10 protein-coding genes are annotated in these 11967 nt (G+C 65.4%); 3 read left to right on the forward strand and 7 right to left on the reverse strand.

From position 1 onward, the window contains the following. Positions 1-84 precede the first annotated feature (84 nt). From infB to rimP, 4 genes are all read right to left on the reverse strand, one after another. The gene (gene infB, locus RFA01S_RS13855; RefSeq protein WP_032366434.1) at positions 85-3018 is read right to left on the reverse strand and encodes a translation initiation factor IF-2; all 2934 of its coding nucleotides are present in this window, start codon (positions 3016-3018) and stop codon (positions 85-87) included. Between the two features lie 97 nt (positions 3019-3115). After that, positions 3116-3448, reverse strand: coding sequence for a YlxR family protein (locus RFA01S_RS13860; protein WP_052053323.1), 333 nt, complete (start codon positions 3446-3448; stop codon positions 3116-3118). 96 nt (positions 3449-3544) lie between these two features. After that, on the reverse strand, positions 3545-4552 hold the full coding sequence (gene nusA, locus RFA01S_RS13865; RefSeq protein ID WP_027496745.1) for a transcription termination factor NusA: 1008 nt from the start codon (positions 4550-4552) through the stop codon (positions 3545-3547). Then, on the reverse strand, positions 4549-5124 hold the full coding sequence (rimP, locus tag RFA01S_RS13870; RefSeq protein ID WP_032370966.1) for a ribosome maturation factor RimP: 576 nt from the start codon (positions 5122-5124) through the stop codon (positions 4549-4551). The genes nusA and rimP overlap by 4 nt, the downstream gene beginning before the upstream one ends. 185 nt (positions 5125-5309) lie before the next feature. Here rimP and RFA01S_RS13875 point away from each other — a divergent pair, with 185 nt between their 5' ends. After that, positions 5310-5819, forward strand: coding sequence for a hypothetical protein (locus RFA01S_RS13875; protein WP_032407065.1), 510 nt, complete (start codon positions 5310-5312; stop codon positions 5817-5819). After that, positions 5816-6256 carry a ferritin-like domain-containing protein gene (locus tag RFA01S_RS13880; protein ID WP_027496742.1) on the forward strand — a complete coding sequence of 147 codons (441 nt, stop codon included), beginning with the start codon at positions 5816-5818 and terminating at the stop codon, positions 6254-6256. Before RFA01S_RS13875 ends, RFA01S_RS13880 begins: the two co-directional genes overlap by 4 nt. On the opposite strand, the gene RFA01S_RS13885 is transcribed toward RFA01S_RS13880, so the two are convergent. After that, positions 6219-7676 carry an MFS transporter gene (locus RFA01S_RS13885; RefSeq protein WP_052060645.1) on the reverse strand — a complete coding sequence of 486 codons (1458 nt, stop codon included), beginning with the start codon at positions 7674-7676 and terminating at the stop codon, positions 6219-6221. The two genes, RFA01S_RS13880 and RFA01S_RS13885, sit on opposite strands and share 38 nt — an antisense overlap. A gap of 83 nt (positions 7677-7759) precedes the next feature. Here RFA01S_RS13885 and RFA01S_RS13890 point away from each other — a divergent pair, with 83 nt between their 5' ends. Further along, positions 7760-8374, forward strand: a complete 615-nt coding sequence (locus RFA01S_RS13890) for a TetR/AcrR family transcriptional regulator (protein ID WP_032366433.1) — start codon at positions 7760-7762, stop codon at positions 8372-8374. Between the two features lie 3 nt (positions 8375-8377). On the opposite strand, the gene RFA01S_RS13895 is transcribed toward RFA01S_RS13890, so the two are convergent. Together RFA01S_RS13895 and RFA01S_RS13900 are read right to left on the reverse strand one after the other, a co-directional pair. Continuing rightward, entirely contained in the window at positions 8378-10099 is a 1722-nt protein-coding gene (locus RFA01S_RS13895) for an acyl-CoA dehydrogenase family protein (RefSeq protein ID WP_032407064.1), read from the reverse strand. 91 nt (positions 10100-10190) lie between these two features. After that, complete coding sequence (locus RFA01S_RS13900) at positions 10191-11942, reverse strand: proline--tRNA ligase (protein ID WP_032407063.1); 1752 nt, start codon at positions 11940-11942, stop codon at positions 10191-10193. Between the last annotated feature and the right edge of the window lie 25 nt (positions 11943-11967).

Consider the following 11967-nt stretch of genomic DNA (forward strand, 5'->3'; position numbering starts at 1 on the left):
GTCCCCGGAGTGCAGTGTCACTCCCCTGGCTTCACCACCGAGCCGACGCGACCGGGAACGGAGCTGTTCAGCTCCGGACCTGTTCTAGTCGCGCGGCTTTTCACGGAGCTCGTACGCCTCGATGACATCGCCCACCTTGATGTCGGAGTACGTCACCGTCAAACCACACTCGTATCCCTCACGAACCTCGACTGCGTCGTCCTTCTCCCGGCGAAGCGAGGAGATCGTCACGGTCTCGGCCACGACCGCATTGTCACGGAGCAGGCGCGCCTTGGCGTTGCGACGGATCGTACCGGAGGTGACGAGGCAACCGGCGATGTTTCCGACCTTCGAGGAACGGAACAGCGCGCGGATCTCGGCCTGGCCCAGAGCGACCTCTTCGTAGATCGGCTTGAGCATGCCCTTGAGGGCCTTCTCGATCTCGTCGATGGCCTGGTAGATCACCGAGTAGTACCGAATGTCGACGCCCTCGCGGTTGGCGAGTTCGGTTGCCTTGCCCTCGGCCCGCACGTTGAAGCCGATGATGATCGCGTTGGATGCCGACGCCAGGTTGACGTTGGTTTCCGTGACGCCACCGACACCGCGGTCGATGACGCGCAACTCGACTTCGTCGTCGATCTGGATACCGAGCAAGGCCTCTTCGAGCGCCTCGACGGTTCCCGAGTTGTCACCCTTGAGGATCAGGTTGAGCTGCGAAGTCTCCTTCAGAGCTGCATCGAGATCGTCGAGGCTGATGCGCTTGCGACTCTTGGCCGCCAGAGCATTGCGCTTCCGGGCATTACGGCGATCGGCGATCTGACGGGCGATCCGGTCCTCGTCGACGACCAGAAGGTTGTCGCCTGCACCGGGCACCGACGTGAAGCCGATGACCTGAACGGGCCGGGACGGCATCGCTTCGGTGACGTCCTCGCCGTGCTCGTCGACCATGCGACGCACGCGTCCGTAGGCATCGCCGGCGACGATCGAGTCACCGACGCGCAGCGTTCCGCGGGCGATGAGCACGGTGGCCACCGGACCGCGACCGCGGTCGAGGTGTGCCTCGATGGCGACACCCTGGGCATCCATGTCCGGGTTGGCACGCAGATCGAGTGACGCATCGGCCGTCAGCAGCACCGCTTCGAGGAGGGCATCGATGTTGGTGCCCTGCTTGGCGGAGATGTCGACGAACATCGTCTCGCCGCCGTATTCCTCGGCGACCAGACCGTATTCGGTCAGCTGCTGCCGGATCTTGTCCGGGTTCGCGCCTTCCTTGTCGATCTTGTTGACCGCGACCACGATCGGCACGTCGGCCGCCTGGGCGTGGTTGATGGCTTCGACCGTCTGCGGCATGACACCGTCGTCGGCCGCGACCACGAGGATCGCAAGGTCGGTGGCCTTGGCACCACGAGCACGCATGGCCGTGAAGGCCTCGTGACCGGGGGTGTCGATGAAGGTCACGAGACGCTCGTTGCCTTCGAGCTCGGTCAACACCTGGTACGCACCGATATGCTGCGTGATTCCGCCTGCCTCGCCTTCGCGCACCGTGGTGTTACGAATCGAGTCGAGCAGTCGAGTCTTACCATGATCGACGTGGCCCATGACGGTGACCACCGGGGGACGCTGCTCGAGATCTTCCTCGCCGCCGGCATCTTCGCCGTAGGTGAGGTCGAACGAATCGAGCAGTTCGCGATCCTCGTCCTCGGGACTGACGACCTGCACGACGTAGTTCATCTCGCCGCCGAGAAGCTCCAGCGTCTCGTCGTTGACCGACTGCGTCGCGGTGACCATCTCACCGAGGTTGAACAGTGCCTGCACGAGTGCAGCGGGGTTGGCGTCGATCTTGTCTGCGAAGTCCGACAGCGATGCTCCGCGGGCGAGACGAATGGTCTCGCCGTTGCCGCGGGGCAGCCTGACGCCGCCGACTGCGGGAGCCTGCATGCTCTCGTACTCGGCGCGTTTCGCCCGCTTCGACTTGCGACCGCGGCGGACTGCTCCGCCGGGCCGACCGAACGCACCTGCGGCTGCGCCACGCTGACCGGGACGGCCACCGCCGCCGGGACGGCCACGGAAGCCACCTGCGGGAGCGCCGCCTGCCGGTGCACCACCGGGCGCGCCGGGAGCGCCACCGCCGCGGTAGCCACCGCCACCGCCGCCGCCCGGACGTCCACCCGGTGCGCCGCCGGGGCGACCGGGACGTCCTGCTGCGGGGCCGGGACGTGCCGAACGAGTCGGCATCGCACCCGGATTGGGGCGAGGAGGCATGGAGCCCGGGCTGGGCCGAGGTCCGGCCTGACCCGGTGCGGGACGGGGGCCGCCCTGTCCGGGAGCCGGACGAGCGCCGCCTGCCGGTGCGGCCGGACGGGGTCCACCCTGTCCGGGAGCCGGTCGTCCGCCGCCGGGGCGGGGAGCACCGGCACCGGGAGCGGGTCGCGGAGCCGGTCGTTCCACCGGAGCCGACGAGTACGGATTGTTTCCGACGCGCGGAGCCTTCGGGCCGGGCTTGGGGCCAGGACCAGCGGGCTTGGGGGCGGCCGGAGCCGACGCTGTTGCCTCGGCCGACGCGGCAGGTGCCTGCTCGACCGGAGCAGCGGGTGCTGCCGGACGAGGGGTGGGCGCAGCCGGTGCCGGCGTGGGCGCAGCGGCCGGTGCCGACGGGGCAGCGGGAGCTACCTCAGCGGGCGACTGTGCTGCCGGAGCTTGCGCTGCGGGTGCCTGTGCAGCGGGGGCCTCGGGCTCGGCCGGGCGGGATGCCGGCTTGGGTCCGGGACGAGGTCCACTCGGCTTTGCTGCGCCGGGCTTCGCGGCGGAATCCGACGCACGATCTGCTGCTGCGCGACCGTTGGGTGCTGCTGCACCGGACGCCGGCGCGTCCGCGTTTGCGGACGGGAAGGATTCACGAAGTCGACGAGCCACGGGGGCTTCGACTGTGGATGATGCGGACTTGACGAACTCGCCTTGCTCTTTGAGCCGTGCGAGTAGTTCCTTACTGGTGACACCGAGTTCTTTTGCCAACTCGTGCACGCGGGCCTTGCCTGCCACTGCTCTCCTCACTGAGAGGCCGAGCGAGGCTTGGTGCCCGCACGACCTCGGGTTATCTCCGATGGACGTTCATCGTTGGTGCTTCACGGTGTGCTCATCAGTGCTGTTGCCTGTTCTTGTCGACGGGTGTTGCTCTTGTCGTGTTCTCGCCGTGCAGCCGTTCGTGCTCGTCGAGCACGTCCGATACTGCGGACGATTCCACATTTCCCGATATCCGAAACGCGCGGCCGAAGACTCGGCGACGTTCCGCATTGTGCAGGCATTCTCGGTTGTAGTGCAACCAAGCACCACGACCGGACATCGAATGCCGGATGTCGGGGACGAGAGCGAATTCGTACGAACCAGCTTCTCGAACCACGATCCTCAACAGATCGGCGGCCGGCACCCGCTCCCTGCACCCGACACATGTACGAATCGGCCGGCTTGTCACAACCGGATTCTCGCGTTCACGTCTCCGAGCGGAGAGGTCGTTACCGAACCATCGACCACTCTACCGCTGTATTGCCTCGATCTCCGCATTCCGGCCCTAGGCGCTGGTCGTCTCGGGTGCCGCCGCGTCACTGCGGATGTCGATACGCCAACCGGTCAATCGAGCGGCAAGTCGAGCGTTCTGCCCTTCCTTGCCGATCGCCAGCGACAACTGGTACTCCGGGACCACCACGCGCGCCGCGCGAGCGGCTGCGTCCACCACGGTCACAGACACAACCTTCGACGGCGACAGTGCATTCCCGACGAACGTCGCCGGGTCCTCGTCGAAGTCGATGATGTCGATCTTCTCGCCGGCCAGTTCGCTCATCACATTCCGCACGCGCTGCCCCATCGGCCCGATACATGCACCCTTGGCGTTCAGGCCCGAGACCGTCGACGCGACCGCGATCTTCGAGCGGTGCCCCGATTCACGCGCTACCGCCACGATGTCGACCGAACCGTCGGCGATCTCGGGCACCTCGAGCGCGAACAACTTGCGCACCAGATTGGGGTGTGTGCGCGAGAGCGTGATCTGCGGGCCGCGGTTGCCCCGCGCGACTCCGACGACGTAGCACTTGATGCGCTCACCGTGCTCGTACGTCTCCCCCGGAACCTGCTCGGCGGGCGGAAGCAGGCCGTCGGCCCCGTTCGCCTCGCTGCCGATCCGGACGATGACGGTGCCCTTGGCGTTGGCGCGCGTATCGCGCTGAATGACGCCGTTGACGATTTCACCCTCGTGGGTCGAGTACTCCCCGAAGGAGCGCTCGTGCTCCGCATCGCGCAAACGCTGCAGAATCACCTGACGAGCGGTGGTGGCAGCGATCCGGCCGAAGCCTTCCGGCGTGTCGTCCCACTCGGAGATCAGATTGCCCTCGGCGTCGAACTCTTTGGCCATCACCCGGACGGAACCGGTCTTGCGATCGACGTCGATTCGCGCGTTGGACTGGTGCCCCTCGGTGTGCCGGTAGGCGGTCAACAGCGCGGTCTGGATCGTCGAGATCACCATCTCGATCGGAACGCCCTTGTCCGCCTCGATGGCGCGCAGAGCTGCAATATCGATATTCACTTGTCCGACCCTTCTTCCGGTGCTTCCACATTCACGATTTCGTCGGTGTTCGCGGGTGACGGCCTACCGCCCACCACGCCGCCCGCAAGATCCATCTCTTCTGCGGTCGGCCGCGAAAATTCTACCTGCACAACAGCTTTCACAACATCGGCCAGCGCGATCGATCGTGTCGAGAGAACTCCCTTGTCCTTGATCACGAGGGCAACCGAGTCACCGTCGAGAAGTCCGACGCGGCCCTCGACCTTGCCGTCGGCGAGTTCGATCCGCACCTTGCGACCACGCGCGCGACGCCAATGCCGTGGTTGTGTCAACGGGCGATCGATTCCGGGAGTGGTGACCTCGAGGGTGTACGGCGCTTCGCCGAAATCGGTCACGCCGTCGAACACATCGGAGATCACCCGGCTCAACTCCGGCAGCGCGTCGAGGTCGACGCCGTCTTCACGGTCGACCATGATGCGCACGGCACTGTGCTTACCGGCAGCGACCACGTTCACGTCCTCGAGGTCGTAGCCCCGATCTCGAACCAGGTCGCCGAGCAGTTCGACAACCCTTTCCTGGGACGGAACAGGCATGTCGCGAACTCCTCGTGTGTAGTTGTCGGCAATGCGGCACAGGTGCGCCGGACCGCGTTTGGTGAACCAACAGACTACCGCCCCGCAGGTGGTGCTCGCGACCACGCACGGCCGAGGCGACACACGGGCACGGCGCGTGTCGCCTCGAGGGTCCGACACGGTCGAGGGTCTGGCACGATATCGGGGTGCCCACGCCGACCGCCCCTCTCTCGTTGAACAGACGTGGGTTGTTCCGGCTCGCCGGTGCCGCCGTACTCACAGCGGCCACGGCGTCGACCGTCACGGCTTGCGGCGCGGAGGAAATCTCCGGTCCCGCACTCGATTCTCTGACGGCACAGTTGCGCTCCGCTCGCTCCGACGCCGCGGCTGCGTCTTCGGCGGCAACGGTCGCTCCCGATTACGCAGGAGCTCTCGGCGTGGTCGCGGCCCAGCGGACCGAACAGGCGGATGCACTCGAGACCGAGATCGCCCGGGCTACCGGAGCGACCACCGACACCTCGTCGGCGACTGCCACGACGACCACGAGCGCGGCCCAGTCCGCGCCGCCACCCGATCTCGGCGCGGTGCGCGATGCGCTGACCGCCTCGGCACGCAGTGCGGCGACCGCCGCCCGCGACGAAAGCGGTTATCGCGCCGGCCTTCTCGGGTCGATCAGTGCCTCGTGCACGGTGTTCGCTCAGGTGGTACTCGCATGAGCGATCTCGGACCCGAACAACAGGGGCTCGTCGATGCACTCGTCGCCGAGTACGCAGCCGTCTTCGCGTACGGGATCGTCGCGGCGTTCTCCAACCCGACCCGAGCAGACATGGTGGCCGCGTGCACCGCGGCACACCGAGCGCGTCGAGACTCGACCATCGACGCACTCCGCGCGGCCAGCGTCACAGCGCCCCTGCCCGATCCGGCATACGCGTCTCCGTTTCCGGTGACCGATGCGATCTCGGCTGTGCAGCTCGCTGTTCAGGCAGAGATCGACACGAGCGTGGCGTGGCGCTCGGCCGTCGAGCGCAGTCGATCCGGCGGCACTCGCGAGATGGGCGTCCAGGCACTGACCGAGGCCGCGATCAGACTGGCCACATGGCAGCAGATCCTCGGCGTCACACCGTCGTCGACGGCTTTTCCCGGTCAGCCGTGACCACGTCGTCCGCCGGACCGGCGGAACGACCCGGCATGAACAGTGCCGCAACCAATCCGATCGCCACCGCCCCTGCGCCTACGAGTAGAGCGGGTGCCAGCGCGTCGGTGTATCCAGCGGGGGTGAGTGATCCTCCGTTTCCGATGAACACCGCCGTCAGGACGGCGATTCCGAGCGCAATTCCCACCTCCCGCACAGTGGAGTTCGCACTGCTCGCCGTGGCGTGATCGTCGTCGTCCATGTCTCGCAACACTGCGGTCGCCGAGGGCGCGAAGGTCAACCCCATGCCGACTCCGGCCATCAACAGCGCGGGCACCATCGACAGGTAGGCGGTGTCGGGTCCGAGGATCAGTGCCATCCACACCAGTGACAGCGACTGCAACGCCAGTCCGGACACCAACAAGCCGCGCAGGCCGACTCGATCGGCCACGAGACCCGCAATGGGTGCGACCACCATAGGCGCGGCGGTCCAGGGCAATGTGCGAAGGCCCGCCTCGAACGGGCTGTAGTGCATCACTATCTGCAGGTACTGAGCAAGCAGGAACACGGCCCCGAACATGCCGAGCGAGAACGTGATTCCGATGATGTTCGCCAGCGTGAAACTGCGTGATCGGAAGAGCGTCAACGGCAGTACCGAGAACGGGGTTCGCCATGCTCGGGAGACGAACGCGAGGAGAAGCACCGCAGAGCCGACGAAGCTCGCGAGCACGGTGGACGATGCCCATCCGTCGTCGTTGCCGTGGACCACCGCCCACACGAGCAAGAACACCCCGCCGCCCGCGAGCACCACACCCAGTAGATCGAGCGGTTGCCTGCGTCCGGTCGACTCGGTCAGGGCGATGTACGCCAGCGGTACCGCGACGAGCGCCACCGGGACGTTGATCCAGAAGATCGCCTGCCAGGAAATACCGTCGACGACCGCACCACCGACGACAGGCCCGAGTGCGACACCGAGGCCCGAGACACCGCCCCAGATTCCGATTGCCATGGCGCGCTTGGCAATCGGGACGACAGCTGCGAGCAGAGTCAGTGACAGCGGCATGATCGCCGCGGCACCGAGGCCCTGTATCGCCCGCGCGGCGATGAGCATTGCCGGACTCGTGGCGAGCGCGCTGGCCACGGAGGCCGCGGTGAACAGCGCTATCCCGCCGAGGAACACCGCGCGCCTGCCCCAGCGATCGCCCAAGGTTGCTGCAGTGAGCATGAATGTCGCGAAGCTCAGTGTGTAGGCGTTGAGGAACCACTGCAGCTGTCCGACCGACGCATTCAGATCCTGCTGAACCACCGGCAGCGCGCTGGTCATCACCAGATTGTCGAGGGTCGCCATGAACATGGGCAGGGATGCGGCGACGATTCCCAGCCACACCGGAATAGACCGAGCGGCGGGGTGCACTGCAGGCGGAGAGGCTGTAGCGGTCATGGCGAACGTCCCGTCTCGAGTTTGTAAGCATCGAATGATTACTTATGATGCGACCGTAAGTTATCGACTGATAACCTGTCAACATGTCCGACACTCCCACGCCCAAGCCCCGAGCAACCCGAATGGACGCGGCCGACCGTCGAGAACTCGTCCTCGACGCCGCGACACGAGCGTTCGCACGCGGGGGCTTTGCCGGAACGAGCACCGATGCGGTGGCGAAGGAAGCGGGCGTCTCGCAGCCGTATGTGGTTCGGATGTTCGGAACCAAAGTCGAATTGTTTCGGCTGGTCTTCCAACGCTCCATCGACGGGATCATGACGGCGTTCGACGCAGTGCTCGCTTCGGGGCCTCTGGACCCAGCGGACGACGAGACCTGGGCCGACCTGGGCGGTGCCTACGCCGATCTGGTGGCCGATCGCGACCTCTTGATGGTCATGATGCACGGGTTCGGTGCAGGGTCGGTACCCGAGATCGGCCGCCAGGCACGAGAAGGAATGGGCGCGATCTACAACCAGATCCGCAGCGGTACCGGGTGTTCGGAAGATCAGGCTCGGCAGTTCATCGCGCACGGAATGCTGCTCAACGTCTTGTTGTCGATGCAGGCACCGGAGCATCCGGAGGACAGCGACGGACTGCACGAGATGACGATGTGCGCGTTCGGAACCAAGCTCGTCCCAGCCGATTCCGGACAGCTGTGACGCCTAGGGGCGCATCTCGTACCGACCGTCGTACGTGACGACGTCGTTCCAGACCGTCTCGAATCGTGCTGCGTCCACCACCGGCTTGCGTACGGCGTCCAGCGCCCATTTCTGCTGCGCATCGGTCGACGACGGCTTTCCGTACAGCGCGACGGCGTAGCCGGAGAAGTCCCTGATCTGGAAGTCGAAGATCTGGTCCAGCATGTCGGTGGAGATCTCGTCGGCCTGTTCGAGGATCAGGTGGCCGTAGACGACGAGTGAGAACAGATGCCCCACCACGAGCAGGAAGTCGAGGTCCTGTTGCTGCGACTCGTCGGGGGCGCACTCGGCGAGGAACGACGCGAACGCCTGGGCCTGCTCGTAGAAACGACCCACGTTGGGAACACCGGAATGCTTGCGATACACCGGGTTCCAATCGTGGAACCGAACCGAACTCGCGCCGCGAGCGGGGCCTTGGGCGAAGAAGAATCCGTCGTCGACGGCGTCGGTGAACCTGGTGACCTCCGCCTGATCGGTGGGCAAGAACATGTATGCCGGCATGAACTTGAGCATCAGGGCGACGTTGACATGCACCGTTCCCTCGAGTTTCGGCAGTGTTCCGATCAGTTGCGCGGCTTCACGGAAGTAGGTGTTCTTCTCGTACCCCTTGGCGGCGATCACGTCGTGCAGCAAGCGGACCACCGTCTCGCCCTCGGACGTCACCTTGGCCTTGGTCATAGGGTTGAACAACAGGTAGCGCCGGTCGCCGGGACCCGCAGCGCGGAAGTAGTCCAGCGCACGCGCACTGAACAGCTTCATGGCGGTCAGCCGCGAGTAGGCATCGACGAATGCACTGCGCACATGGGGGAATTCGGTGACACGGTTGCCGTACAGAATCCGATTGTTGGCGTGTGTGATCGCCTCGTAGAACGCGTGCTCGCAGATGCCGATCGAGCCGGTGCAGAGGTTGAACTTGCCGACGTTGACGGTGTTCAGTGCAGCCGAGAACGCGTCGGGTCCGGTATGCAGAATGTCCTCGCGGCGAACGGGATAATTCTCGAGCGAGAAGGTGCTGACGTACATCTGGCCGTGAACGACGCTCTCACGCAACCGATACGCGGGATGCGAGCTGTCGGCGACGAAGAAGACGTACGACTCCGGCCCGTCGATGTCGGTGCGTCTACCGAACACCGACACCATGCCCGCCACGTTGCCGTTACCGATGTAGTACTTCTCCCCTGACGCGGTGAACTCGAGGTCGTCGTCGACGGAGGGCGTCAACAGCATGTCGGTGGAGTAGACGTCGGCACCGTGTGCGCGCTCGGACAATCCGAATGCCATGACGCCGCCGCGGTCGAGCTCTCGCGCTGCGCGGCGCTTGGCGTCGTCGTTGTCGCTCATCCAGATCGGGCCGAGGCCGAGCACCGTGACCTGCCAGGTGTACCAGTAGGCCAAGCCGTAGAACCCGAGAATTTCGCTCAGAGCAGCGTTGCGGGCAGCGTCCCAACGAGCGTTGGGCAACCCGTTGGCATACTCGGCCGGCGTCGAGAACGTGGCGAACAGTTTCTGGGCTGCGACGAACTCGAGGAAGTCGGCGGGCCAGACTCCCTCGAGATCGTCGGCGAGCAGCCTGGCCTTACCTCGATCCTCGAACCAATCGATCAGTGCGCGGAGCTGACGACGAGACTCCTCGTCGAGCTCGGCGGGATCGAAAGTTGTCGGATCGAACAGCGCAAACTGAGCCACGGTGTGACCTCTCCTAGTCGTGTGACCCGAAGCTACCAGCGAGTAGACCGGCGCGTGGGGAGATCGAGCGTGGAGAGATCGGGACGGGCTGTTACGTGGTGGCGCGCACCGCGGCGACGATCTCGTCGACCGCGGAATCGATGTCGAGTTCACGGCTCTCACCCGAGAATCGATCCCGGATTTCGACCTTGCCATCGGCCCAACCGCGGCCGAGGACGACGACGAGCGGAACGCCGATCAGTTCGGAGTCCTTGAACTTCACGCCGGGCGAGGCCTTACGGTCGTCGAATAGAACCTCGATGCCCTGCGAATCGAGTTGCGTCGCAATGGATTCTGCGCCGGCGCGCGCGGCCTCGTCCTTGTTCGCGATCACCAGATGTACGTCGGCGGGTGCTACTTCCGACGGCCACCGAAGGCCCTTGTCGTCGTGCATCTGCTCGGCGATGACGGCCACCAGACGGGAGACACCGACGCCGTAGGAACCCTGTACGAGTCGCACGGGCTTGCCGGTCTCGCCAAGTACGTCGACCGAGAATGCATCGGTGTACTTGTAGCCCAACTGGAAGATGTGCCCGATCTCGATTCCGCGAGCGCTGACCAGCGGCCCCTGTCCGTCGGGTGACATGTCCCCGTCACGCACCTCGGCGGCCTCGATGGTGCCGTCGGGAACGAAGTCGCGGCCGGCCACGAGGTTCACCACGTGCTTGCCCTGCACATCGGCACCGGTGATCCACGATGTTCCGTTCACCACCCGGGGGTCGACGAGGTAGCGAACTCCGTTGGCCTGCAGCGCACGTGGCCCGATGTATCCCTTGATCAGGAACGGGTGAGCAGCAAAGTCCGCGTCGGTCAGCAATGCGAATTCGGCAGGCTCGAGCGATGCTTCGAGACGCTTCTCGTCCACCTCACGGTCACCGGGCAGGCCGATGGCCAGCAGCTCCCACTCGCCACCGGCGGACCGCACCTTGAGCAGGATGTTCTTGAGCGTGTCGGCACCGGTGACGGCACGACCCAGATCTGCGCCGTTCGCCCACTCGACCAGCGTCGCGATGGTGGGAGTGTTGCCCGTCTCGTAGTCGACCGCGGCAGGCTGCCCCTCGATGGCGATGGGGTCCGGTGCCGGGGTAGTGACGGCCTCGACGTTGGCCGCGTATCCCGATTCGATGCACCGAACGTAGGTGTCCTCGCCGATGTCGCTCTCGGCCAGGAATTCCTCGGACGCACTTCCGCCCATCGCGCCGGACGTCGCGGCGACGATGACGTAGCTGACCCCGAGCCTGGCGAAGATGCGCTGGTAGGCGTCGCGGTGTGCGGCGTAGGACCGCTTCAGTCCGTCCTCGTCCATGTCGAAGGAGTAGGAATCCTTCATGACGAACTCGCGTCCGCGCAGAATGCCGGCGCGAGGACGCTCTTCGTCGCGATACTTGGTCTGAATCTGGTACAGCGTGACCGGCAGGTCCTTGTAGGAGTTGTATTCGGCCTTGACCGTCAACGCGAACAACTCTTCGTGGGTCGGACCGAGCAGCATGTCGTTGCCCTTGCGATCCTGCAACCGGAACAATGCGTCCCCGTATTCGGTCCACCGGTTCGTCGTCTCGTACGGCTCACGCGGCAGCAGGGCGGGCAGCGAAATTTCCTGCGCCCCGATGGCGTTCATTTCCTCGCGCACGACGCGTTCGACCTGTCGCAGCACTCGGAGACCCAGCGGCAGCCACGAATAGACGCCCGGCGCGATACGACGAACGTAGCCGGCGCGAACCAACAGCTTGTGGCTGTCGACCTCGGCGTCGGCCGGGTCGTCACGAAGGGTACGAAGGAACAGCTGCGAAAGACGGGTGATCACGGGTTGTCAGACTAGTCGGTGGTGC

The sequence above is a fragment of the Rhodococcoides fascians NBRC 12155 = LMG 3623 genome (genome assembly GCF_001894785.1).
Classification (GTDB): domain Bacteria; phylum Actinomycetota; class Actinomycetes; order Mycobacteriales; family Mycobacteriaceae; genus Rhodococcoides; species Rhodococcoides fascians.